Below are 22,804 nucleotides of genomic sequence, written 5' to 3'. Positions count from 1 at the left end.
AGCGCGTTCCATGGAGCTCGCGCTATCCCCGGAAGACGCGGCGTTTCGCGACGAAGTCCGCGCATTTATCAAGTATCATTATCCGGCCGAAATGCGCGTCCCCAATCCGGAGACCGACCTTTCCAAGGAGCAGATGCTGCTGTGGCATCGCATCCTCCACAAGAAGGGCTGGATCGCGCCGCTCTGGCCCAAGGAATATGGCGGGCCCGACTGGTCCATCACTCGCCGCTTCATCTTCGAGCAGGAGACCACGCGCGCCGGCACGATGCCGCCACTGGCGTTCAGTGTCACCATGGTCGGCCCGGTTATCTATACGTTCGGGAACGAGGCCCAGAAGCAGAAGTTTTTGCCGCGGATTCTCTCGGGCGAGGACTGGTGGTGCCAGGGCTATTCGGAGCCGGGATCGGGCTCGGACCTCGCCACCGTGCGCACCAAGGCGGTGCGCGACGGAGACCATTACATTGTCAACGGTCACAAGACCTGGGCCACGCTCGCGCAGCACGCCGACTGGATCTTCTGCCTGGTGCGGACCGATCCGGCCGCAAAGCCGCAATCTGGCATTTCATTCCTGCTGATCGACATGAAGTCGCCGGGCGTCACCGTGCGGCCGATCATCACCATCGACGGCTCGCATGAGGTCAATGACGTCTTCCTCGAAAACGTCCGCGTGCCCGTCGAAAACCTGATCGGCGAGGAGAACAAGGGCTGGACCTACGCCAAGTTCCTGCTCGGCAATGAGCGCACCAGCATGGCCGGCATCGGCCGCTCGACACGCTACATCGCGAAACTGAAAGCGATCGTCAAGGCGGAGATCCCGCAAGACGATCCCGCCCACCTCGAATTCATCAAGGACATCGCCCGCGTCGAGCTCGACGTGCTGGCACTGGAGGCAACCGAGCTGCGCGTCGTCGCGCAAATGGCCCGTGGCATCGATCCGGGGCCGGCGGCCTCGCTGTTCAAGATCCGCGGCACCGAGATCTTCCAGGACATTACTGAGCTGACCCACCGTGCGATCGGCAACTACGGGCTCGCCATCCGCGAGCATCCGGTCAGCGCCAACCATTTCATGCCGGGGCCGGATCACGGTCACACCGCATCGGAGAAGTACCTCAACGCGCGCAAGCTCTCCATCTACGGCGGATCCAACGAGATTCAGCGCAACATCATCGCCAAGGCCGTGCTCGGTCTCTAGCGCACGGCGGCACCGGAGGAAGCGAATGGATATCCAGTTCACGGAAGAGCAGGAGCTGCTCCGGTCCAGCGTCCAGCGCCTGCTGCGCGACCAGTATGGTTTTGATGCGCGCCGCAAGATCGTTACGAGCGAAGAAGGGTACAGCCGCAGCCAATGGCAGGCCTTCGCCGAGCTGGGCCTGCTGGCGGCGCCATTCTCCGAGGACGCAGGCGGCCTCGGCGGGAGTTCGTTGTCGACCATGATCATCATGCAGGAATTCGGCCGTCATCTCGTGGTCGAGCCTTTCGTCGAGACCGTGGTGCTCGCGGGCGGCCTGCTCGAGCGCGTCGGGTGCGCGGAACAGAAGCAGGGCTTCATTCCGGACATCATCGCCGGCAGCATGATCTGGGCGCTGGCCTGGACCGAGAAGAGCTCACGCTTCGATCTCGCCAACGTCACCACCATGGCGCGGCGCGAGGGTAAGGGCTACGTGCTGACCGGCGCAAAGACAGCGGTCGTCGCCGCGCCCTGGGCGGACTATCTGATCGTTTCGGCACGCACCTCCGGTCAGCCGCGCGATCGCAGCGGCGTCAGCCTCTTTGTCGTCGACCGCCACGCCGCCAACCTGGACTTGCAGAGCTTTAAGACGATCGACGGTCGCCGTGCAGCCGAGATCAGCCTGCGCGGCGTTACCGGCCAATTGCTGGGTGAGGAGGGCGAGGCGGTGACCGCGCTGGAAGTCTGCCGCGACCGTGCCATTGGTGCGCTCTCTGCCGAGGCGGTCGGTGCGATGGCCGAGCTGAATGCCGCGACACTCGACTATTCCAAGACCCGCAAACAGTTCGGCACGACGATCGGCTCGTTCCAGGTGCTGCAGCACCGGATGGTCGATATGTTCATCGCCCATCAGGAGGCGCTCTCGTTGATGCAGCACCTCACGCTCAGCTTGGATGCAGACGAGGCCGCTGTCTCGCGGCTCGCGTCGGGCGCCAAGTCCAAGATCGGCTACGCGGGCAAGTTCATCGCCGACCAGGCCGTGCAACTGCATGGCGGCATGGGCATGACCGACGAATTGAACGTCGGGCATTATTTCAAGCGGATTTCCTCCATCAACATCCAGTTCGGCGATCCCGCCTTTCACGTGTTGCGTTACGCGCAGCTCGATGCGGCCGCCTAGCAGAGAGGCAGACATGACGACTGAAGCAGTCATCGTATCCACCGCGCGGACCGGCGTCGGCAAGGCCTATCGCGGCGCGCTCAACAACACCGATGGTCCGACGCTGGCCGGCCATGTGATGGCCGAGGCGGTGAAGCGTGCCGGGATTGCCCCTGGTGAGGTCGAGGATGTGGTGATGGGCTGCGCCATGCAGCAGGGCACCATGGTGATGAACGTCGCCCGCAAGGGCGCGATCCGCGCCGGTCTTCCGGTGACTGTCGCCGGCACCACGATCGACCGGCAGTGCGCCTCCGGTCTCCAGGCGATCGCGGTCGCCGCGCGCTCGGTCATGCTCGACGGCGTCGAGATCGCGATCGGCGGCGGCATCGAGTCGATCAGCCTGGTACAGAACGATCACATGAACAAGTTCCATGCCGTCGACCAGGATCTCATGGCGATGAAGCCGGAGATGTACATGTCGATGTTGGAGACTGCCGAAGTGGTCGCCGACCGCTACAAGATCGGCCGCGACCAGCAAGACGAATATAGCCTCGAATGCCAGCGCCGTGTCGGCGCGGCCTTGCAGGGCGGCCGCTTCAACGACGAGATCGTGCCGATCACGACCAAAATGGCGGTGGTAGACAAGGACACCAAGCAGGTCAGCTATCAGCAGGTCACGTTGAGCCGGGATGAAGGCCCACGGCCGGATACCACGGCAGAGGGCCTCGCCAAGATCAAGCCGGTGTTCGAAGGCAAGACCATCAGCGCCGGAAATGCCAGTCAGCTCTCCGATGGCGCTTCGGCCTGCGTGATCATGAGCGACAAGATCGCCGCACAGAAAGGCCTGAAGCCGCTCGGCATCTTCCGCGGCTTTGTGGCTGCCGGCGTCGAGCCCGACGAGATGGGCGTCGGTCCGGTCGCGGCGATCCCACGGCTGCTCAAACGTCATAATCTCAAGATCGATGACATCGATCTCTGGGAGCTCAACGAAGCCTACGCGGTTCAGGTGATCTATTGCCGCGACAAGCTTGGCATCGATCCCAACAAGCTGAACGTCAATGGCGGCTCGATCGCGATCGGTCATCCCTACGGCATGACCGGCTCGCGGCTGACTGGCCACCTCCTGATCGAGGGCCGGCGGCGCAAGGCGAAGTATGGCGTGGTGACCATGTGCATCGGCGGCGGCATGGGTGCGGCCGGCCTGTTCGAAATCGTTCACTGATCGGAAACGGAGCTTTCACGTGAAGACAGCAATCACCGAACTGTTCGGCATCCAGCACCCGATCATCCAGGGCGGCATGCATTATGTGGGCTTTGCCGAGATGGCGGCGGCGGTGTCCAACGCCGGTGGCCTCGGTATCATCACCGGCCTAACACAGAAAACGCCGGAGCTCCTAGCCAGGGAGATCGCGCGTTGCCGCGACATGACAGACAAGCCGTTCGGCGTGAATCTCACCTTCCTGCCAACGCTGTCGGCGCCGCCCTATCCGGAATACATCGCCGCGATTCGTGAAGGCGGCATCAAGGCGGTCGAGACCGCGGGCCGCAGCCCGGAAGCTTATATGCCGGCGCTGAAGGCAGCCGGCATCAAGGTGATCCACAAATGTACCTCGGTGCGGCATTCGCTGAAGGCCGAGAAGATCGGCTGCGACGCCGTGAGCGTGGATGGCTTCGAGTGCGGCGGCCATCCCGGCGAGGACGACATTCCTAACATGATCCTGCTGCCGCGCGCGGCCGACGAGCTCAAGATTCCGTTCGTGGCTTCCGGCGGCATGGCCGATGCGCGCAGCCTGGTCGCAGCGCTGTCGATGGGCGCCGCCGGCATGAACATGGGTACGCGCTTCATCGCCACCAAGGAGGCGCCGGTCCATCCCAATGTGAAGCAGGCGCTGCTTGACGCCACCGAGCTCGATACGCGCCTCGTGATGCGCGCGTTGCGCAACACCGAGCGGGTGCTGAAGAACAAGGGCGTCGACGAACTGCTCGAGATCGAGCGCGAGAAGGGCGCCACGTTGAAGATCGGCGACATCCACGAGCAGGTCGCGGGCGTCTATCCGAAGGTGATGATCAACGGCGAGATGGATGCCGGAGCCTGGAGCTGCGGCATGGTGGTCGGCTTGATCAACGACATTCCGACGGTGAAGGAGCTAATCGACCGCATCATGGCCGAGGCCGAGGCGATCATCCGCCAGCGGCTGACTGGATTCCTTGACGGGACGATCGAGCCTGCACGGACCCGTGCGGTCGCCTGACGAGGCGCGACATACGAGCACGTCAAGACCGGGATAGCTGACGGCGTCACGAGGCTGACGCCGCAGCACCCAGAGAAAAAAGAACGCCAGGGAGGAAGAGCATGCCAGTCGCCGGTAGCCATCAATACCCCACCATGGAATCCGTGATTTACGGCAAGCCGGCGGCCGAGGCGCTGCGGGAGGAGGCCGAACGGCTGGGCGCCAAGCGCGTCTATTTGATCGCAAGCCGCACGCTCAACACCACCACCGACGAGATCGAGAAAATCAGGGCGGCGCTCGGTGCGCGCCATGCCGCGACCTTTGATGGCGTGCCGCAGCACACCACCCGGGACGTGGTTACGCAGATTGCGCGGCAGGCCAAGGACGCTCAAGCCGATTTGGTCGTCGCGATCGGCGGCGGTTCTGTGGTCGACGCGGCAAAGATCGTGCTGATGTGCATGGAGCACGAGATTTTCGAACCGATGGGGCTCGACGGGTTCGAGACCACGCCGGAGCGCCGCTTCGGGCCATTTCGGACCCCGAAGGTGCGGATGATCGCGATCCCCAGCACGCTCTCGGGCGGTGAGTACAATTCCGGCGCGCTGGTCACCGATACCAGCCGCAAGCTGAAGCAGATCTTCAATCATCCGATGATGATGCCGCGCAGCATCATCGTCGACCCCGCGATCACGAAATACACGCCTGAGAAGCTCTGGCTTGGGTCTGGCACGCGGGCGATGGATCACGGCATCGAGGCGATCTGCTCGAGCCGTCCTAATGTGCTCGTCGATGCCGTGTGCCAGCAGGGGCTGCGTTATCTGCACGATGGGCTCCTGCGCACCAAGGACAACCCAAACGACGAAGCGGCACGGCTGAGCTGCCAATTGGGGTCCTGGATGTCAGCCTTCGGGTTGCAGTCGCGCGTGCCGATGGGCGCAAGCCATGCCATCGGCCATGTTCTTGGCGGGACCTGTGACGTACCGCATTATTTCTGCACGGCCGTGATGATGCCGAGCGTGCTGCGATATAATCTACCGGCCACTCAGATCGCTCAAGAATCGGTCGCGACCGCACTCGGTGCGCCGGGGCGCGATGCCGGCGAGGCTTTTGCAGCTTTCATCGCGGAGCTTGGCCTGCCGCGCAGGCTTGCCGACGTCGGTGTGGCCGAGGACCGTTTTGAGCTGATTGGCAAGAACGCAATGCTGTCGATCTTCACGCGAGCGAACCCCCAGCCGATCCGTGAGCCCGGCGACATCGTCAAGATACTCAAGCTGGCCGCCTGAAGCGGCCACTCAATCTCCGTCGCGCCTGCTGCATGCAGGGCGCGCGCAAAACAACAATGGAGGAACGCGCGATGTCCTGGGGCACACGACTGGCCTGCGCATTCGTGATTGCGATGTCCACGCCTTGCTGGGCGGGTGACGCGCCGGGTGTCACGCCGACGAAGATCAAGATCGGTGGTATTTTTCCGCTGAGCGGACCAGCTTCTTCGATCGGCCAGGTCGGGCAGGGCGTGCAGGCCTATGTGCAATCGATCAACGATCGCGGCGGCATCCACGGGCGCAAGATCGACTATGTCATGATGGACGATGCGTACAGCCCGCCCAAGGCGTTCGAGCATGTGCGAAAGCTGGTGGAGAGCGACGAGGTCGCCTTTATGTTCAGCCAGCTCGGCACGGCGGGTAACTCCGCCGTGGCAAAATATCTTGCCGCAAAACGTGTGCCGACGATCGCGATCGTCACGGGAGCGAGCAAGTTCACCAGCGTCAAGGACTATCCGCTTACGACCACCGGCCTCGTCAGCTATGACACCGAAGGCAAGATCTACGCAAAATATCTGATGCGTGCGTTGCCCGCGGCGAAATACGCAATCCTCTACCAGAACGATGATCTCGGTCGCGACTACGTCAACGCCTTCAAGGCGGTGCTGGGCGCGGATTTCGACAAGCGTGTGGTCACCGCCAGCTACGAGGTCACGGAGCCGACGGTCGACTCGCAGGTCGTCGCACTCAAGAGTTCCGGCGCGCAGGCACTGTTCGTGGCCGGGACGCCGAAATTCGCGGCACAGGCGATCCGTCGCGCAGCCGAGACCGGGTGGAAGGTGACGATCCTGATCAACTTCCCTTCGTCTTCGGTCGCGGGCACGCTGAGGCCCGCAGGGCTGGAAAATTCGATTGGTGTCATTGTCGGGACCCCGAACAAGGATCCGAACGACCAGAAATGGACTGACGATGAGGCGGTCAAGGCCTATCGCACCTTCTTCGAGCGATATCTGGCTGGCTCCGACATCACCAACACCAGCTATCTGACCGGGTACCAGCAAGGCATGGTGCTCGAGCAGATCCTCAGGCAATGCGGCGACGATCTTTCGCGCGAGAACATCATCAAGCAGGCAAAGTCGCTGAAGGACTTTGTTTTGCCGACCGCCTTGCCCGGCGTCAGGATCAATACCAGTGAGAGCAACAACATGATCTGGACGCAGCTTCAGCTTCAGCGCTGGACCGGTTCCCGCTGGGAGCCGTTCGGCGACATTCTCGACGCAAGCTCGGAGTAGAGCATCCGGCTGCTCCTACGCTTGGGAGGTGAGGACGAAGTTCATCAGGAGAAATCCACGATGGCCGACTTGCGCATATTCTCCTATCTGCCGAACCCGCGTGTCTGGAAGGCAACCATTGCCGCACGGTTCTGCGGTGTGGATGTCGAGGTCAGAGGGGCGCCCGCCAGGGAGCTCAAAGGCTGGCTGTGGGATTATGATGCACGTCCTCTGGTCGAGGAGGAACGCCAATCGCTGTCATCTCTCGCACGAACGGGGCGGGTCGGGCTGACCGGCGCGCAGCTCTTCAAGACCGATGCTTTCTTGGCGGCGCAGCCGTTCGGCAACGTGCCGGCCGCCTTCGGGCCTGCCGGCAAGGTCGGAATCTTCGAATCCAACTGCATCATGCGTGCTGTGGCGCGCCTTGGCGAAGCGACGTACCTGCTCTACGGAAGGGACGCCTATGAAGCGTCCAGGATAGATGGCTTTCTCGATGTCAGCCTGGTCTTTGCGAGGGACGCGCAGATCTATCTCCTTGCGCTGTCGGCCGGCACGGTCGATGCGACCATTCACGCCCGCGCGAAGGAGGCGTTCGCGATCTATGCGTCGGGGATCGAACAGGCCTTGTCGCCGCGGCGGGATACGCTGGTGGGGAACGGGATCACGTTGGCCGACATCTGCTTTGCCGCCGAACTTGCGCTGTTCATGAACGAGCATGCGCGGGTTGAACAGTTGAACAGACTGAGCCTCGACAAGATCCTTCACGCCGGTGTTCGGAGTGAGTACCCTCTGGCGTTCGCCCATTTTGACCGGCTCGTCGCGCACGAGCACTTCCGTCCTGATCTCGGGCCATTTGTCGAGAAGTTGCTGTCCAGGGCTGCGGCGTGAAGGCCGCCGGCTGCACGAAGGAGGTCTGCCCGCATGACCGCGCCAGTTTGCCTAATCTCAGGTGTCGGCTCCGGTACGGGCTCGGCCCTTGCCAGGAAGTTTGCAGAAGGCGGCTATAGCGTAGCGCTGCTCGCGCGGAACGAGGAGCGTCTTGCGACGCTCGAAGCGCAATTGCCCGGCGCGAAGGGATTTCGCTGTGATGTATCGGATCCCGCGCAGGTGGATGCGGTGGCATCCGCTGTGGAGCGTGATCTCGGGCATCCCGCCGTCGTCATCCACAACGCCGTCGGCGGTGCCTTTGGCACCTTCCGGGAGATTGACCCGGCGATCCTCAATCGCAATTTTCAGGTCAACACGATGGGGCTTTTGTTCCTGGCCCGGCGATTTACCCCAGCGATGGTCGCAGCCGGTGCGGGGTCTATCATTGCGACCGGCAACACCTCGGCGCTACGCGGCAAGGCCGGCTTCGCCGGCTTTGCGCCGACCAAGGCGGCGCAGCGGATTTTGGCGGAGTCCATGGCCCGGGATCTGGGACCGCAGGGAGTCCACGTTGCCTATGTCGTGATCGATGCCGTGATCGACCTCGAATGGACGCGAAAGCGGTGGCCGGAGCGGCCGGACGACTTCTTCATCAAGCCGCAGGCGATCGCCAGCGAGATCTGGCACCTCGCCCACCAGGACCGCAGCGCATGGTCGTTTAACGTTGAAATTCGGCCCTTCGGCGAGAGCTGGTAGCGGGCGTGCAAAGCGGCAAGAGCCGATCTAGCGCGATCGAGCTGGCGCGGCTCCTTCTGACACGATCTGCGGCCCGTCCACCCTCCAGTCTGCCTTCATGATCCAGCTGTTCCGACAAGGCGAAATTCCACTGCGGGGTTCAATGAAAATTTATTGACGCATGTGTCGGAACGACCGTTGATTTTCAAACTAAATCACACCTCCCTTTAGTCGGCGGGTCCTAGGCTCGAGCCTCGGTATGTACCACCAAGCCAATCCTCAATTCTCGCAGTCAATACTAGATCGGGCTAGCTTACATTGGCTGGACCTAGCTCAAACTTCCTTATGATGGATTGGAGCGAGAGTTCTGAATTCTCAATGGGTTAGAGGGCGGCGTGTGCGCGGCGTGTGCACCGGGAGATCAAGAAAAGTCCCATCAAGACCAGTGTAAGCAGACGTTCAAAGGTGGACGCAGCGACAAGCCGCGAAATACGAATGTCCGAGAGAAGAGCATATTTGGCGTGGCGGCGGGCAATGGCAGCCGGCCGCAAAACAGCGCCAAAAACCTCACCGAGCGCTCTATTCCACCTAGAAGCGAGAGGAGTTATAGCATCTCGGTTGAGGGTGCTTTGGTGCGCTATGGGGGAGTTTGTAGCGTGATACAGTCTCACCGCTTGTCGAAATTACTCCACAGTCACGGCCGGCACCGGCAAAGCCGTGATCGACTTGATCTTCTCCATCGCGAAACGCGAGGTGACGTTCTTGAGCGGAACGGCATGAATCAGCTTCTTGTAGAACACGTCATAGCTCGGCATGTCCGGAATGACGACGCGCAGCATGTAGTCGACGTCGCCGGCCATGCGGTAGAATTCCATCACCTCGGGCATGGCGCTGACCGCCGCGGCGAAACGCTTCAGCCAGTCATCGGAATGATCTGCGCTCTCCACGGAGACGAACACGGAGAGGCCGAGGCCGATCTTGTTCTGGTCGACCAGCGCGACGCGCTTCAGGATCACGCCGTCGGCCTCGAGCCGCTGGATGCGCTTCCAGCACGGCGTGGATGACAGGCCGACCCGGTCGCCGATTTCGGCCACCGAGAGTGAGGCGTCTTCCTGAAGCACCGTCAGGATCTTGCGGTCGATGGCATCGAGGCGGCGGCCAGTCTCGGCGAGCTGCAACGCAGCGTCGGTCATTGTCTGATTACCTTTGTGTCAGGAGAAGCTCGGGGCCGGCGCTTGCGTAGAGTTCTCAGCCGTGAGGTCCGAACAGGAAGATCTCGTAAAGGTCGTCCTGATGGCCGCCTTGGTCATCGTTCGGGCCGCCCGTCTGCGGCCGCAGTGAGTGCCGGAACCATCCGCGTGCCTGTTCGAGCCAGCTGGCGAAGCTTGAATGCAGCGATATGATGTAGCTCATGTTCACTCCGGACAACATTGTAGGGCGAGAACACGACAAAGCTAACACGAGCGGTAACATGTTGAACATCGCCAGCCGTTGGCCACGTTCAGTTTGGTTGGATCATACTGAGAGTGTCATCTGTTCGAGCACAAAATTCCATGGTGCCGTTTCGCAAGGAACATTTTTCATGCGGTGTGGGGAGTGCGGAGGCGTCAGATCATTCGTTCGCGAGTAGCGCGAGCACGTCGGCGTGCTGCAGACGCGGGGTGGAGCCGGCGTTCAGCGGCCTACGGCAGGAGTCCGGCACCATCGACAGCATGGGTATTCCCATGCTGCCGAACGATGCATACATCAGGCTCCGGTCGGCGCGCTCATGCAGGTGCGCCCCCGTCATCACGCCGAGCACGAACAGGAACGCGATCACCAGCACCAGCGGCAGGATCAAGGCTTCATGCCAGCCGACGCGACTGGTCACCGCTCGCGCGTCGGCCGCCCGCTCAGTGGACGAGCGAAGGCTCGTCCATTCCAGTGTGAACTCGAACACGCTGACGCCTCGTCTCACTGCTGTTCCGCGATCCATTCACTTCATGTAGTCGGGCAGGGTGAACCCGTCATAGAACCGGTCAGCCAAGATCGCCGTCTTGAATGTCGGCGATTTGTAGGCGGCGACGATGTCCTGTGCCCATTCGGCATTGGCATTGGCCTTCTTCACTGCGAGCACGTTGACATAGGGCGTGGTCATCTTCTCCAGCGCAAAGGCATTGGTCAGCTTCAGGCCGCTGAAGATCGCAAAATTGCCCTGGACCGCGGCGAAGTCGACATCGTCGAGCGCCCGCGGTGCCTGCGCGGCTTCGAGCGGCACGATCTTGATGCCGCCCGGATTCTTGATGACATCGAGTTCGGTGACGTCGACCGGCTTGCTGTCGCGGATCTCGATCAATCCGAGATCGCGCAGCACCCACAGCGCACGCTGGAGGTTGACGGGATCGTTCGGCACCGCAACGCTGGAGCCCGGTTTGATCGGCGTGCCCAGCGGGTGCTTTTTCGAATAGAGGCCCATCGGGGGCGTCGGGACGTGGACGATGCCGACGAGATCGGTCTTCTGGCGCTCGTTATAGGACTCGAGGAAGACCGTGTGTTGCATCACATTGGCATCGATCTCGGACTTGAACACCGCGTTGTTGGCTTCAAGGCCGGTCGAAAACTCTACGTAGCGGATCTTGTAGCCCTTCTGCTTCAGCTCGGGCTCGACGCCGATCTTGAACTCATCGATGTACGGCCCCGGCACGAAACCGACCCGCAGCTCGGGCTTCGCGGGTTGCTGCGCCAACGAATTCTCGGCGGCGAGTGGGGAGAGAGCCAAAAGGCCGGAGAGGAGAAACAACGCGGTCTTCATGTGTTCTTACGGTTTCCAGTTTGGAGGGAGAGCGGTGTCAGGCGATTGCCTTGACCTCGTTCGAGTAGATGCTGGCGGGGCGGGCGAGGCCGTAATGCTCGCGCAGCGTCGTGCCGGTGTAGTCCTCGCGGAATAAGCCGCGCTTGCGCAGGATCGGGACGACCTGCTCGGCAAAGACGTCGAAGCCGCCGGGCAGCCAGGGCGGCATCACGTTGAAACCATCGGCCGCGCCGCCCTCGAACCAGGCCTGGATGTTGTCGGCGATCTTGTCCGGCGTGCCGGCGATGACCCAGTGGCCGCGCGCGCCGGCTAGGCGCTGGACGAGCTGGCGGACCGTCGGTTTCTCGCGATCGACGATGTCGACCACAAGCTTGAAACGGCTGGCGACGCCGCGTGCACTGGCGGTGTCGATCAGATGGCGCGGCACGGGACCGTCGAGATCGTAGCCGGTGAGATCGACGCCGATCATCTGGCGCAGCTGCGTCAGGGAATATTCCGGCTGGATCAGCTCGTTGAACTCCTCCTGGAGGCGGTCTGCCTCGGCTTGCGTGCTGCCGATGAAGGGGCTGATGCCGGGCAGGATCTTGATCTCGTCGGGGCCGCGATCGAAGGCGCGGGCCTGCCGCTAGATGTCCGCATAGAAGGCTCTGGCGGAGTCCAGTGTCTGGTGCGCGGTGAAGATGGCTTCCGCAAAGCGGGCCGCGAAGGCGCGGCCATCGTCGGAGGAGCCGGCCTGCACATAGACCGGCCGCGGGGTGCGCGAGATGTTCAACGGGCCGCGCACGCGAAAATGCTTGCCGACATGGTCGAGCGTGTGGATCTTGCTGGTCTCGGCGAAGACGCCGGAAGCGGGATCGTTGACGAGCGCGTCATCCTCCCAGCTGTCCCAGAGCCGCGAGATCACGTCGAGATATTCGCGGGCGCGCTCGTAGCGCTCGTGGTGGGGCGGGTGCTCGGGCAGGCCAAAATTCTGCGCGGCCTGCGGCGCGCTGGTCGTCACGATATTCCAGCCGGCGCGGCCCTTGCTCAGATGGTCGAGCGAAGCGAACATGCGCGCGAGGTTGTAAGGCTCGGTATAGGTGGTCGATGCCGTCGCGATCAGGCCGATACGCTTCGTCACGGCGGCGATTGCAGCCAACCAGGTGATCGGCTCGAAGCGAAAACGCTGGGCGTAGCGGACGTTGTCGGCCAGCGCCGGCCCGTCGGCAAAGAAGATCGCGTCGAACTTGCTCGCCTCAGCGCGCTGCGCCAGCTCCTGATAATAGGTGATGTCGAGAATGCGCTCCGCCGACGATCCCTTGTAGCGCCACGCAGCTTCGTGATGGCCGCCGGGATAGATGAAGAGGTTGAGAACAAGCTGCCGTCGATTGCTCATGTCGAAACGCCCCGTATGCGGCCTGCGCAAAATCTATGTCGGCGCTCGCATCGTTGTCGATGGAATGGATTTGCGTTGTTGAGTTCGATCCGAGCATGAACTTTCGGGAAAGCCTGCAAGCGGAGATCGCACGTGGCGCGACCCCTTGTGGATTCGAGATGCGCACGTCCAGACGAACATCTAAGCGGCGGCGACACCGTGGTTTACGCCGAGAGCGGCTTTGCGTTTTCTGTCGCTGTTTTCGCGAATGCAACTATTCCCCACACCGTTCAATCTTTGGAAGCCATTTCCGAAAGCCGTGAGCTAGCATTCCTTGACTGAACGACAGGTCGCATTGATGCAGCCTCCACAGAAAGGTCCCGCCAGACGGGATTGCCGCCAGAGCAGACGGTAATCCCGCAAGAGGATCGATCACACCATCACTGTCTTTCACTCCACCGTCGCAACTGCGATCGGCGAGCGGCGGAGCTTTGTCCAAATGGATCGCGGTCTCGGGGAAGATGACATGACTGACCGAATCGCCATCGACAACGTCATTCCGCGTTCGGATATCGTCAAGCGATCGGCCCGTATCGGTGCCGAAATCGGGAATATCAAGCTTTCGGGCGATCTGCCGGATCGGACGATTGCAGCGATCAACCAGGTGCTGCTCGAGCACAAAGTCATCTTCTTCCGTGACCAGAATCATCTTGACGATGCCGAGCAGGAGCGTTTTGCCCATCGGCTCGGCACGCTGGTGCCGCATCCGACGGTCGGCGCTACCAAGGGCACGGCCTCGATCCTCGAGCTCGACTCCGGGCGTGGAGGCGGCCGTGCCGACCAGTGGCATACCGATGTCACCTTTGTCGACGCCTATCCCAAGATCTCGGTCTTGCGCGGCGTCGTGATCCCGGAATTCGGCGGCGACACGATCTGGTCGAATACGGCTGCCGCCTATCTCGACCTGCCAGCTCCGCTGCGAAAGCTCGCCGACGAGCTCTGGGCGGTGCACAGCAATGCCTATGACTATGCGGTCAAGACCCGGGCGAGCGAGGCCGACCGGAAACACTTTGAAGAGGTCTTCACCGGGACGATCTACGAGACCGAGCACCCCGTCGTTCGCGTCCACCCCGAGACCGGCGAGCGGACGCTGGTGCTGGGCAACTTCGTCCAGCGCTTCGTTGGCCTGTCGAAATATGACGGCCAGAAATTGTTCGATCTGTTCCAGTCGCACATTACCGCGCCGGAGAACACGGTTCGCTGGAGCTGGAGGCAGGGGGATGTCGTCATATGGGACAATCGCGCGACCCAGCATTACGCCGTCAATGACTACGGCGATCAGCATCGCGTCGTGCGCCGCGCGACCATTGATGGCGAGGTGCCGGTCGGCATCGACGGCCGCCAGAGCGTCACCCGGATCAAGTCGACCAAGCCGCAGGCAAAAGCTGCCTGAATGAGCACGGGAGTGAATCCAATGAAAACCGTCGCTTCTGCCTTGCGTCGGCTGGTGGTCGGCTTGCGTGCACAGGCAAGGGTCCGGCAAATCGGCCTTGCCAGTGTCGCGCTGGCGGGCCTGATCGGGGGCGCTGCGGCCGAGCCGCAGCTCGAAAAGACCGAGATCCGCTACCAGGGCTGGGCCGGGCAGGTCACCTTCATCGAGCTGGCCGACGATCTCGGCTATCTCGCGCCGCTCAAGCTCAAATGGGTCGGCAACACCATCAGCGGCCCGCAGGACATCCAGACCGTGGTCACCGGCGATATCGACATCGGCGGCGCTTTCTACGGCGCGATCATCAAGCTGATCGCTGCCAAGGCGCCGATCAAGGCGGTGGTCGGCTATTACGGCTCGGACGACAACACTTACAGCGGCTACTACGTGAAGGAGGATAGTCCGATCAAGACCGCGCGGGACCTGATCGGCAAGAAGGTCGCGGTCAATACGCTGGGAGCGCACCATGAATTCGTGCTGCGCGAGTACCTGGCTCGCAACGGCCTGACGCCGGCGGAGGCGAAGCAGGTGACGCTTGTTGCGATCCCGCCGGTCACCGGCGAGCAGGCGTTGCGGCAGGGGCAGGTCGAGCTTAGCACGCTCGGTGGCGTTCTGCGTGACAAGGCACTCGAGCGCGGCAGCATTCGGCGGCTGTTTGCGGATACGGACGTCTTCGGGAACTTCACCGGAGGGGCCTATGTGCTGCGGGACAAGTTCATCAAGGACAATCCGAATACGTCCCGCAAGCTGATCGAGGGCGTGTCTCGTGCCATCGACTGGGCTCAGACAACACCGCCGGAGGAGGTCCGCGCCCGCTTCGAACGCATTGTCGCGGAGCGCAAGCGCAACGAGGACGCTACCCCGATCAAGTACTGGAAGAGCACGGGCGTCGCGACCAAGGGCGGCGTGATCGGCGATGCCGAACTCCAGGTATGGGTCGACTGGCTGGTCAAGGATGGCTTGCTGAAGCAGGACCAGCTCAAGCCGTCGGACCTCTACACCAACGAGTTCAACTATTTCCGCCCGGGCAAGACCGCGGAGGTCAAATGACGACGGCCAAGATCCGCTTCGAGCATGTGCGCAAGGAATTCCTGGTCCGCGGCAAGGATGGTGGGCCGGCGCAACGCTTCACCGCGCTCGACGACATCACGCTGGATGTTCGGACCGGCGAATTCCTTGCGCTGGTCGGGCCGAGCGGCTGCGGTAAGTCGACCCTGCTGGACCTGCTCGGCGGCCTGACGACGCCGAGCAGCGGTCGCATCCTGCTCGATGGCAAGGTTATCGAGGGCCCGGCGCGCGACCGCGGCATCGTATTCCAGCAATACGCGCTGTTTCCCTGGCGGACGGCCGCGCAGAATGTCGAGTTCGGGCTCGACATTGCTGGTTTGAAGGCGAAGGAGCGGCGAGAGCGAGCGCTGCATTATCTCGACCTGGTCGGGCTATCCGGCTTTGCCGACCGCTATCCGCACGAGCTCTCCGGCGGCATGAAACAGCGCGTCGCGATCGCCCGCAGCCTTGCCTACGATCCGGAGGTGCTGCTGATGGACGAGCCGTTCGCGGCGCTCGATGCACAGACGCGGGAGACACTCCAGGGCGAGCTGCTGCGGATCTGGCGCCGCACGGGAAAGACCATCCTGTTCATCACCCACGGTATCGACGAAGCCGTGGTCCTGGGCCAGCGCGTGGCGGTGATGACCTCGCGCCCCGGCCGCATCAAGCAAGTCATCGATATTCCCGATGAGCTGCACAGCGAGACCGAGGATGTCCGTTCGCTGCCCGGGTTCGGTCATGTCAGGCACGAAGTGTGGTCCTTGCTGCGCGGCGAGGTCTTGAAGGCGCAGGGCTCTCAGGTACCGGCATCGGACGGCGAGCGGGTCGCCAAGTCGAAGGAGTTGGCCCATGTCTAATCTGGAGATCCTGACGCTGCTGGAGTTGGCCGAGGGGAGCCCGAAAGACCGGGCCAGGCAACGCGCCGGCGTAGTTGCCGCAGCGAGGGGCAGCCTGGTGCGATGGTTAGGCATCATCGGGCAACGATCCCTGCTGCTGCTGCTGTTCCTGACCGTCTGGGAGACGGCGCCGCGCCTCGGTCTGATCGACGTGACGTTCCTGCCGCCGTTCTCCGAAGTGATCGCTGCCGGCTGGCAGCTCGCGCAGACCGGCGAGCTCTATGACGACGTCGGCGCAAGCCTGCTTCGGGCCCTGAGCGGTTTCCTGATCGCCATCGTCCTGTTCGTGCCGTTGGGTGTGCTGACGGGGTGGTACGCCCGGCTTGGCGATCTCCTGAACCAGATCATCGAGATCGCGCGTAACACGGCGCCGCTTGCGCTGCTGCCGGTCTTCATCCTGCTGCTGGGGATCGGCGAGCTCTCGAAAGTCACCATGGTGGTCTACAGCTGCGCCTGGCCGCTGCTGCTGAACACGATCGCTGCGGTCCGCCAGGTCGATCCGCTCCTGATCAAGTCCGCGCGGACGATGGGGGCGACGTCCAGCCAGCTGTTCCGGAAGGTGATCCTGCCGGCGTCGCTGCCGACGATCTTCGTCGGCATACGCCTGGCAAGTGCCTCGGCGATGCTGGTCCTTGTCGCGTCCGAGATGGTCGGTGCGAAATCAGGGCTCGGCTATCTCATCATCAACAGCCAGTACAGCTTCCTGATCCCCCAGATGTATTTCGGGATCCTTGGAATCACCGTGATCGGCCTCGCCTTCAACGCAATCCTCGAGGCGCTGGAGCGCCGCCTGATGCGATGGAAGGCGCCAGCCATATAGCGTTTTCGAGCGAAGTGGATACCGGTTCGCGTCAAGAAAACGCGTAGAAACAAGAAGCTCTAGCCTTGCTTATTGCGGACCGTGGCCTGGGTCACGATGCTGTTCGGCGGCACACCGTGGGTCAGCCAGACATTGCCGCCGATCGTCGATCCGCGACCAATGGTGATCCGGCCCAAAATCGTGGCGCCGGCATAGATGACGACGTCGTCTTCCACGATCGGATGGCGGGCGTCGCCCTTGATCAAACTGCCATCGTCGTCGGTCGGAAAGTGGCGGGCGCCGAGCGTGACGGCCTGATAGACGCGGACGTTGTCGCCGATGATGGCGGTCTCGCCGATCACCACACCGGTGCCGTGGTCGATAAAGAAGCCGGAGCCGATGCTCGCGCCGGGGTGGATGTCAATCCCGGTACGGGTATGCGCGATCTCGGCGATCAGGGGAGCGATAAGCCGGGCGCCCAACCCGTGCAGGATATGGGCGAGGCGGTGATGAATGATCGCAGTCATGCCGGGATAGCCGATCAGGATCTCGGGAAAATTCCGGGCGGCCGGGTCGCCGACGAAGGCGGCCCTGAGGTCGTTGATGAGGAGCCCGCGCACGATCGGCAGTCGCGAGCCGAATGTCCGGGTCAGTTCGACGGCGTCCTCGCGGCGGAAGCCGGCGGTGAGCTCGTCGCCGATGAAGAGGGCACCGCGATGGATCTGGTCGCACAACGAGTCCAGGGCGACGCTGAGGGTGTTTCCGACGAAATAGTCGATATTCTCGCCGTCGAGCTCGGAGCGACCGTAATGCCGTGGAAACAGTGCTGCCGTAAGGCCATCGAGGACCGCCTCCAGCGCTTCGCGCGATGGGGCCTGGCGTGCTTCGCCGTCCCTGCGAATGCTGTGTGTCTCCTCCCGGGAGACGCGTAGCTCGGCCACGATCCGGTCGAGCTGCCACCGCCTGGCAGTCGGCTCCAGGTCCGATGTCGGGATTTCGCGTTTCATGCTGCCCTCGTTTTATGCCGGAGATCGAGAAGCTGCAGGAGCGCTCCTACCTGACATGCGCCAGGGGGATGCTGATCTCGGCAAGCAAATCCAGATCGAAATCGTGCTTTATCTCGATGTATTGACCGTTCCAGTATACCAGTCCCGACAACTGGGGCGACAGTTCGAAGCTCAAGATGCTGCCGACGATGATCCCATGCGAATACCGCTCGATGATCTCCTCCACCTGGCATTCGATCGTCGCCAGTGAATTGCCAAGCAAGGGAACGCCGGATACCCCGGCCGTCCAGGCTATGCCTTCATAGCGCTGGGCCCCCTTCAGCCTGCCATTGCTGAATCGGCTCGCGAGCTCCTGCTGGTCGGATCCGAGAATGTTGACTCCGAATACCCTGTGACGCTCGATCGGGGCAAAAGATGAGGCCTGCCGGTTGACGCTGACCAGCACGCGCGGCGGGCTCGCGCTTAGCGAGGTCAGCGACGTGACCGTCATCCCCGTGATGTCGTCGTCGCGGCCGGCCGTGATGATGCTGACGCCACCGGCGAGGCGGCGCATCACGGCGCGGAACTGGTGCTCGATCTCATTGCTGTCAGTGACCAGATGGATGTCCGACTTTCCCATGTCTGTCTCTCCTTGCATCGGACCGTCGAATGCGGCGCCATCTTGCCTAGAAGAAGCCCTTCGCCGGCAACGGCGTGCCGCTGATTTCGTACTGGCCGATCGAGCGCGCCTTGTAGGTGGTCGGATTGTGCGAGGACAGCGTCCGCGCATTGCGCCAGTGCCGGTCGAAATTAGTGACCTTTTTGGTCGCGGACGCGCCGCCGACGTCGAACAGCAGGCTGCCGCCGCGGATGGCGAAATCGTCCGCGATGACCTTGGCTTTGGCCGAGAGCAGCGCGGCCGTGTGGGCGGCATCTGCAGCGTTCGATGCGCCCGCGTCGAAGGCATCGGTCGCGACGTCGAGCGCCTCGGCGGCCGCCAGCACCACCGTTTCGGCCGCAAACGCTCCGCTGGCGATCTGGCCGACGGTCTGCTGAAGCAGGGGATCATCGGTCGGAACTTCTGTGGGCGCGTAATAGAAGGTTCGCTTCCGCGAATGGATCAGGGCGGTCGCGTCGCGCAAGGTTGCGCGCGCGATACCGGCAACGACCGCGGTCAGGAACAGCTGCGCGAACGTGTTGGAGTAAGGCACGCCGTAGCCGGTGTCGGGCGTGTCGAAGACGATCTCCTGGCGCTTGACCTTGACGTTGCGGAAATGCGTCGTGCCGGTCGCGGTGAGCCGCTGTCCGAGCCCATCCCAGTCGTCGACCAGCTCGATGCCGTCGCGCTTGATCGGGACGATGGTCGCGCCGCTGGTGCCATCAGGATCGGCGGCGCGTACTAGCACGTAATCCGAATACAGTGTGCCCGTGCTGTAGTATTTGGTCCCGTTCAGGAGGTAGTCGCCGTTTCCGTCAGGCGTGAAGGTCGTACCCGGCGTGACATTGCCGACGCGGGGGCTTTCGAGCTCGGTGGTGGCAAGCCCGATGATCGCGCCCTGCGCGACGGCCTTCTGCCACGCGCGACTCTGCTCGTCCTTGGGCGTACGCACCAGCCGCTCCACCACGCTGAAATGGTTGCGCAAGATATGCGCGACATTGGCGTCGGCCTCGGCGAGGCGGATCACGAAAGCGAAGAGATCGCGGATCGTGCTGCCGGCGCCGCCGGCGCTTACCGGAAGCCGCAACGCGCCGAGGCGGGCGCGGCGGATGAGATCGATGATTTCGAAGGGCAGCACGCGGTCGCGTTCTCGCGCGCTCGAGCTCTCGGCGATCTGGTTGAGCAGCGCTTCCATCTCCGGCGAGCCGGCCTTGAGCGGCTCGGATGTGCCGAGGGAGGGGGCGGATACGGTCTTGTTCATGATTGGCCTGTTGGTCGCGTTCTCAGAGCAGGGCGAGATGGTCGGTCACCTTGACCGGCTCGGGCAAAACCTTGCGAGCGACAAGCCAGTCTGCGGCCTTTTGCAGCTCGCTGATCAAGCGCTCGTCGTTGACGGCGAAGTAGCGGTACTGGCGCTTCAGCGCGATGAACTGATCGCGCACCTCGTCGCTGTACTTGCCCGCTTTCTGGGCGATGTACTCCGCCTCCTTCCCGTTCTCCGAGATCCACTTGCCTTCGGCGCGGAACGCATCGTTGACGGCTCGCACGAGGGCAGGGTTGTCGGTCGCGAATTTGCGGGTGGTCAGGTAGGACGTGTAGTCGATTTGGAAGTCGAGATCGCGCCCTTCGAGGAAGATGTCGTGCGCCTTGTATTCGAGCCGGGCGATATCGACGCCGGGGCTCCACATCGACCAGGCGTCGACCTTGCCGGAGGCGAGCGCAGGCGCCGCATCGGGCGGATTGAGATAGACGAACTTGACCTTGGAACGGTCAACCTTGTGCTTCTCGAGCGCGGCCACTAGCAGGAATTCGCCGAGGCCGGAGCGGTTGACCGCGACCGACTTGCCGACGAGGTCCTCGACCTTATCGATGCCGGAGCCGTCCTTGGCGATGATCGCCGTGGTGCGGGGCTCGTAAACCACGAACTGGGTAAACACCAGCGGTGAACCGGCGATGATGGCGGCCAGCGCCGGCGTCGTGCTGCCGCCGAAGCTGAAATCGGCGCTGCCGCCGGTGACGGCCTGCAATGTCGGGGCGTGGTTCGGGAAGGGCCCGAGCCATTCGACCTTGATGCCGTCCTTGGCCAGCACCTTCTCGAACTCGCCGCGTTCCTTGGCGATCAGATTGAGGCCGCTAAGGCCCCAGGTCAGGCGAACCGTATCCGTGGCGCGGCCAGTTGCGGCCTCGGCAAAGTCGCCGATGTTCAGGCCGGCGAGGGCGCCCACGCCGAAGGCCGCGGTGCTGAGAAAGCTGCGGCGGGACGGCTTGGCGATTGAAGAGTCGGACATAATGGCCTTCCGTTGAATTAGTGGCTGGAGTGCGAATTCACGCCGAGCTCGACAAGGAGCTCGCGACGCGAGATGGGTGTCGAGCCGTTGCGCGCCGCGCGGTGCTCGTAGGCGATGGCGCCGTTCCGCATCACCAGGATGCGATCCGCCAGAGCAATCGCTTCGTCGACGTCGTGCGTGACGAGCAGAACGCCCGGCTGATGATTGGCGACGAGCTCGCGAACGAGCTCATGCATGCGGATGCGGGTGAGCGCGTCCAATGCGGCAAACGGCTCGTCGAGGAGCATAAGCTCTGGCTGCTGCACCAGCGCGCGGGCAAGCGCGACGCGCTGGGCCTGTCCGCCGGACAGATTGCGCGGCCAATCGTCGAGACGGTCGCCGAGGCCGACCTCGGTCAACGCTTCGGCGACGCGCTCGCGTGCGTCCGGCACCTGCAAACCAAGCGAGACGTTGCGCCAGAGGCTGTCCCAGGGCAGGAGCCGGTGCTCCTGGAATACCACCGCCGGCCGGCGCGGCGCGACGATGCGCCCACCCTGGATCGAGTCCAGACCGGCGAGCGCCCGCAGCAATGTCGTCTTGCCGCAGCCGCTTTCGCCGAGCAGGGCAACGAACTCGCCCCGTTCGATGCGCAGGTTCAGCTTTTCGATGACCACGCGGCTGCCGTAGCTGCGCACGAGATTGCTGACGATGACGGCCGGTCCGGTTTCGAATGAAGAGGCCGACAGCGGAGCGACGTGAGCGTTCATCGTGCTGCCCCGTAGTTCGGATGCCAGGCGAGAAGGCGCCGTTCGAGGAAGCGTGCAATTCCATCGGCTGCGACGCCGATGAGCGCATAGATCACGATCGTCAGCACGATCACGTCGGTGCGCAGGAATTCACGCGCGTCCATGGCGAGAAAGCCGATGCCCGACTGCGCGCCGATGGTTTCAGCTACGACCAGCGCAAGCCATGCCGTCGCCAGCGCATAGCGGACCCCGGTCAGGATCGACGGCAATGCGCCGGGAAGGATGATCCGGCGGATCAGCTGAATGGAGCTCAGGCCCTGGACGCGGCCGAGCTCGAGCAGTTTTGGATCGACCTGGCGAATACCGAGGACCGTGTTGATGTAGATCGGGAAGGTGACGCCGAGGGCCACAAGAAAGATTTTTTGCGTCTCACCGACGCCAAGCCAGACGATGACCAGGGGCAGCGCCGCGAGGAACGGGATGGCCCGGATCATCTGTACGCTGCGGTCGATCAGAGCTTCGGCGATGCGGGAGAAGCCGACGAGAATGCCTAGGCCGCCACCAACGGCCGTGCCGATCACGAATCCCGCCGCCGCCCGGAGCAAGCTCACACCGAGATCGTTGAGCAGTGTGCCCGTGGTTGCAAGCTTGAAAGCGGTGCGGATGACCTTGCTCGGTGCAGGCAAAACTTGCGGCGAGAGCCATCCTGCCTGCGCCAGCCATTCCCAGATGACGACCAGCACCACCGGCGCCAGCCACGACAGAAGCTGAAGGCTGCGAGTGCCAGGTTTGCTTTTCGCGGCGGTGGGAGCGAGTGCGTTGCCGCCGCTTTGCGATGACGGCGCGCGGTCCGCACCGATCACGCTGCGGTCCATGCCGCTCAGTTCCATATTGCTCAAGACGCGAGACCTCGTTTCACGCACTGCATGTGATGCAGAAAGCGTGACGGCAATCACCTGCCGTCTCCACAAAATGTCCCACGAAATCGGGCTGGCAGAAATAGAGCGGTATTTCAATTGTCGTCAGATCCGGAGTGATCTGCTGTCGTCGCCGCGTGGATGCGCAACAAAGAAAA

Annotated in this window: 22 protein-coding genes and 1 pseudogene; 12 read left to right on the top strand and 11 right to left on the bottom strand. The window is 62.9% G+C overall.

The annotated features are described in order from the left end of the window. The first annotated feature begins 10 nt into the window (after nucleotides 1–10). The 8 genes from XI08_RS39485 (at nucleotide 11) to XI08_RS39450 (ending at nucleotide 8,714) form a co-directional block, all read left to right on the top strand. Nucleotides 11–1,192 carry an acyl-CoA dehydrogenase family protein gene (locus XI08_RS39485; protein ID WP_271578564.1) on the top strand — a complete coding sequence of 394 codons (1,182 nt, stop codon included), beginning with the start codon at nucleotides 11–13 and terminating at the stop codon, nucleotides 1,190–1,192. Between the two features lie 25 nt (nucleotides 1,193–1,217). Further along, nucleotides 1,218–2,348: an acyl-CoA dehydrogenase family protein gene (locus tag XI08_RS39480; RefSeq protein ID WP_271578563.1), complete on the top strand. Its 1,131-nt coding sequence runs from the start codon at nucleotides 1,218–1,220 to the stop codon at nucleotides 2,346–2,348. Nucleotides 2,349–2,361: 13 nt separating this feature from the next. Beyond that, nucleotides 2,362–3,549 (top strand): acetyl-CoA C-acyltransferase, encoded by a 1,188-nt coding sequence (locus tag XI08_RS39475; protein WP_271578562.1) that lies wholly within the window; start codon nucleotides 2,362–2,364, stop codon nucleotides 3,547–3,549. Nucleotides 3,550–3,568: 19 nt separating this feature from the next. Continuing rightward, nucleotides 3,569–4,579, top strand: coding sequence for an NAD(P)H-dependent flavin oxidoreductase (locus XI08_RS39470; protein WP_271578561.1), 1,011 nt, complete (start codon nucleotides 3,569–3,571; stop codon nucleotides 4,577–4,579). 101 nt (nucleotides 4,580–4,680) lie between these two features. Then, nucleotides 4,681–5,841, top strand: coding sequence for an iron-containing alcohol dehydrogenase (locus XI08_RS39465; protein ID WP_271578560.1), 1,161 nt, complete (start codon nucleotides 4,681–4,683; stop codon nucleotides 5,839–5,841). A gap of 71 nt (nucleotides 5,842–5,912) precedes the next feature. Next, entirely contained in the window at nucleotides 5,913–7,112 is a 1,200-nt protein-coding gene (locus XI08_RS39460) for an ABC transporter substrate-binding protein (RefSeq protein WP_271578559.1), read from the top strand. A 60-nt stretch (nucleotides 7,113–7,172) separates the two neighbouring features. After that, on the top strand, nucleotides 7,173–7,979 hold the full coding sequence (locus XI08_RS39455) for a glutathione binding-like protein (protein ID WP_271578558.1): 807 nt from the start codon (nucleotides 7,173–7,175) through the stop codon (nucleotides 7,977–7,979). A gap of 33 nt (nucleotides 7,980–8,012) precedes the next feature. Beyond that, nucleotides 8,013–8,714: an SDR family NAD(P)-dependent oxidoreductase gene (locus tag XI08_RS39450; RefSeq protein WP_271578557.1), complete on the top strand. Its 702-nt coding sequence runs from the start codon at nucleotides 8,013–8,015 to the stop codon at nucleotides 8,712–8,714. Between the two features lie 662 nt (nucleotides 8,715–9,376). Here the strand turns inward: XI08_RS39450 and XI08_RS39445 are convergent. The 5 genes and pseudogenes from XI08_RS39445 to XI08_RS39425 form a co-directional block, all read right to left on the bottom strand. Further along, nucleotides 9,377–9,886, bottom strand: coding sequence for an Lrp/AsnC family transcriptional regulator (locus XI08_RS39445; protein ID WP_271578556.1), 510 nt, complete (start codon nucleotides 9,884–9,886; stop codon nucleotides 9,377–9,379). A gap of 55 nt (nucleotides 9,887–9,941) precedes the next feature. After that, nucleotides 9,942–10,106 carry a hypothetical protein gene (locus XI08_RS39440; protein WP_271578555.1) on the bottom strand — a complete coding sequence of 55 codons (165 nt, stop codon included), beginning with the start codon at nucleotides 10,104–10,106 and terminating at the stop codon, nucleotides 9,942–9,944. A 199-nt stretch (nucleotides 10,107–10,305) separates the two neighbouring features. Continuing rightward, nucleotides 10,306–10,632 carry a hypothetical protein gene (locus XI08_RS39435; protein ID WP_271578554.1) on the bottom strand — a complete coding sequence of 109 codons (327 nt, stop codon included), beginning with the start codon at nucleotides 10,630–10,632 and terminating at the stop codon, nucleotides 10,306–10,308. A 36-nt stretch (nucleotides 10,633–10,668) separates the two neighbouring features. After that, nucleotides 10,669–11,484: a MetQ/NlpA family ABC transporter substrate-binding protein gene (locus XI08_RS39430; RefSeq protein WP_271578553.1), complete on the bottom strand. Its 816-nt coding sequence runs from the start codon at nucleotides 11,482–11,484 to the stop codon at nucleotides 10,669–10,671. A gap of 37 nt (nucleotides 11,485–11,521) precedes the next feature. Then, nucleotides 11,522–12,859, bottom strand: a pseudogene (locus XI08_RS39425) (LLM class flavin-dependent oxidoreductase). Between the two features lie 505 nt (nucleotides 12,860–13,364). On the opposite strand from XI08_RS39425, the gene XI08_RS39420 reads away from it, so the two are divergent. Genes XI08_RS39420 through XI08_RS39405 form a run of 4 tightly spaced genes read left to right on the top strand, consistent with a single transcriptional unit; the run spans nucleotide 13,365 to nucleotide 17,093 of the window. Beyond that, a complete protein-coding gene (locus XI08_RS39420; protein WP_271578552.1) occupies nucleotides 13,365–14,291 on the top strand; it encodes a TauD/TfdA dioxygenase family protein in 927 nt (308 codons plus the stop codon). A 21-nt stretch (nucleotides 14,292–14,312) separates the two neighbouring features. Continuing rightward, the gene (locus XI08_RS39415; RefSeq protein WP_271578551.1) at nucleotides 14,313–15,377 is read left to right on the top strand and encodes an ABC transporter substrate-binding protein; all 1,065 of its coding nucleotides are present in this window, start codon (nucleotides 14,313–14,315) and stop codon (nucleotides 15,375–15,377) included. Then, nucleotides 15,374–16,234, top strand: a complete 861-nt coding sequence (locus XI08_RS39410) for an ABC transporter ATP-binding protein (protein ID WP_271578550.1) — start codon at nucleotides 15,374–15,376, stop codon at nucleotides 16,232–16,234. Before XI08_RS39415 ends, XI08_RS39410 begins: the two co-directional genes overlap by 4 nt. Continuing rightward, complete coding sequence (locus tag XI08_RS39405) at nucleotides 16,227–17,093, top strand: ABC transporter permease (RefSeq protein ID WP_271578549.1); 867 nt, start codon at nucleotides 16,227–16,229, stop codon at nucleotides 17,091–17,093. Before XI08_RS39410 ends, XI08_RS39405 begins: the two co-directional genes overlap by 8 nt. Before the next feature lie 59 nt (nucleotides 17,094–17,152). On the opposite strand, the gene epsC is transcribed toward XI08_RS39405, so the two are convergent. The 6 genes from epsC to XI08_RS39375 are packed head-to-tail and all read right to left on the bottom strand — an operon-like array spanning nucleotide 17,153 to nucleotide 22,604. Further along, complete coding sequence (gene epsC, locus XI08_RS39400) at nucleotides 17,153–18,079, bottom strand: serine O-acetyltransferase EpsC (RefSeq protein ID WP_271578548.1); 927 nt, start codon at nucleotides 18,077–18,079, stop codon at nucleotides 17,153–17,155. Between the two features lie 46 nt (nucleotides 18,080–18,125). Then, nucleotides 18,126–18,698, bottom strand: coding sequence for a flavin reductase family protein (locus XI08_RS39395; RefSeq protein ID WP_271578547.1), 573 nt, complete (start codon nucleotides 18,696–18,698; stop codon nucleotides 18,126–18,128). 46 nt (nucleotides 18,699–18,744) lie between these two features. Then, the gene (locus XI08_RS39390; RefSeq protein WP_271578546.1) at nucleotides 18,745–19,977 is read right to left on the bottom strand and encodes an acyl-CoA dehydrogenase family protein; all 1,233 of its coding nucleotides are present in this window, start codon (nucleotides 19,975–19,977) and stop codon (nucleotides 18,745–18,747) included. Between the two features lie 22 nt (nucleotides 19,978–19,999). After that, nucleotides 20,000–21,004 carry an NrtA/SsuA/CpmA family ABC transporter substrate-binding protein gene (locus XI08_RS39385; protein ID WP_271578545.1) on the bottom strand — a complete coding sequence of 335 codons (1,005 nt, stop codon included), beginning with the start codon at nucleotides 21,002–21,004 and terminating at the stop codon, nucleotides 20,000–20,002. A 17-nt stretch (nucleotides 21,005–21,021) separates the two neighbouring features. Further along, the gene (locus XI08_RS39380) at nucleotides 21,022–21,750 is read right to left on the bottom strand and encodes an ABC transporter ATP-binding protein (protein ID WP_271578544.1); all 729 of its coding nucleotides are present in this window, start codon (nucleotides 21,748–21,750) and stop codon (nucleotides 21,022–21,024) included. After that, nucleotides 21,747–22,604, bottom strand: a complete 858-nt coding sequence (locus tag XI08_RS39375) for an ABC transporter permease subunit (RefSeq protein ID WP_442869905.1) — start codon at nucleotides 22,602–22,604, stop codon at nucleotides 21,747–21,749. The genes XI08_RS39380 and XI08_RS39375 overlap by 4 nt, the downstream gene beginning before the upstream one ends. Between the last annotated feature and the right edge of the window lie 200 nt (nucleotides 22,605–22,804).

Origin of the sequence: Bradyrhizobium sp. CCBAU 11361 (assembly GCF_028128935.1) — a bacterium.
Classification (GTDB): domain Bacteria; phylum Pseudomonadota; class Alphaproteobacteria; order Rhizobiales; family Xanthobacteraceae; genus Bradyrhizobium; species Bradyrhizobium niftali.
Note: the sequence above shows the minus strand (reverse complement) of the source record. Positions and strands in the feature narration are given on the sequence as shown.

Bases quoted from the DNA above. Each gene is read 5' to 3' on its own strand.
- XI08_RS39485 (WP_271578564.1), top strand. From the start codon at position 11: ATGGAGCTCGCGCTATCCCCGGAAGACGCGGCGTTTCGCGACGAAGTC.
- XI08_RS39480 (WP_271578563.1), top strand. From the start codon at position 1,218: ATGGATATCCAGTTCACGGAAGAGCAGGAGCTGCTCCGGTCCAGCGTC.
- XI08_RS39475 (WP_271578562.1), top strand. From the start codon at position 2,362: ATGACGACTGAAGCAGTCATCGTATCCACCGCGCGGACCGGCGTCGGC.
- XI08_RS39465 (WP_271578560.1), top strand. From the start codon at position 4,681: ATGCCAGTCGCCGGTAGCCATCAATACCCCACCATGGAATCCGTGATT.
- XI08_RS39460 (WP_271578559.1), top strand. From the start codon at position 5,913: ATGTCCTGGGGCACACGACTGGCCTGCGCATTCGTGATTGCGATGTCC.
- XI08_RS39455 (WP_271578558.1), top strand. From the start codon at position 7,173: ATGGCCGACTTGCGCATATTCTCCTATCTGCCGAACCCGCGTGTCTGG.
- XI08_RS39450 (WP_271578557.1), top strand. From the start codon at position 8,013: ATGACCGCGCCAGTTTGCCTAATCTCAGGTGTCGGCTCCGGTACGGGC.
- XI08_RS39445 (WP_271578556.1), bottom strand. From the start codon at position 9,886: ATGACCGACGCTGCGTTGCAGCTCGCCGAGACTGGCCGCCGCCTCGAT.
- XI08_RS39440 (WP_271578555.1), bottom strand. From the start codon at position 10,106: ATGAGCTACATCATATCGCTGCATTCAAGCTTCGCCAGCTGGCTCGAA.
- XI08_RS39430 (WP_271578553.1), bottom strand. From the start codon at position 11,484: ATGAAGACCGCGTTGTTTCTCCTCTCCGGCCTTTTGGCTCTCTCCCCA.
- XI08_RS39420 (WP_271578552.1), top strand. From the start codon at position 13,365: ATGACTGACCGAATCGCCATCGACAACGTCATTCCGCGTTCGGATATC.
- XI08_RS39415 (WP_271578551.1), top strand. From the start codon at position 14,313: ATGAAAACCGTCGCTTCTGCCTTGCGTCGGCTGGTGGTCGGCTTGCGT.
- XI08_RS39410 (WP_271578550.1), top strand. From the start codon at position 15,374: ATGACGACGGCCAAGATCCGCTTCGAGCATGTGCGCAAGGAATTCCTG.
- XI08_RS39405 (WP_271578549.1), top strand. From the start codon at position 16,227: ATGTCTAATCTGGAGATCCTGACGCTGCTGGAGTTGGCCGAGGGGAGC.
- epsC (WP_271578548.1), bottom strand. From the start codon at position 18,079: ATGAAACGCGAAATCCCGACATCGGACCTGGAGCCGACTGCCAGGCGG.
- XI08_RS39395 (WP_271578547.1), bottom strand. From the start codon at position 18,698: ATGGGAAAGTCGGACATCCATCTGGTCACTGACAGCAATGAGATCGAG.
- XI08_RS39390 (WP_271578546.1), bottom strand. From the start codon at position 19,977: ATGAACAAGACCGTATCCGCCCCCTCCCTCGGCACATCCGAGCCGCTC.
- XI08_RS39385 (WP_271578545.1), bottom strand. From the start codon at position 21,004: ATGTCCGACTCTTCAATCGCCAAGCCGTCCCGCCGCAGCTTTCTCAGC.
- XI08_RS39380 (WP_271578544.1), bottom strand. From the start codon at position 21,750: ATGAACGCTCACGTCGCTCCGCTGTCGGCCTCTTCATTCGAAACCGGA.
- XI08_RS39375 (WP_442869905.1), bottom strand. From the start codon at position 22,604: ATGGACCGCAGCGTGATCGGTGCGGACCGCGCGCCGTCATCGCAAAGC.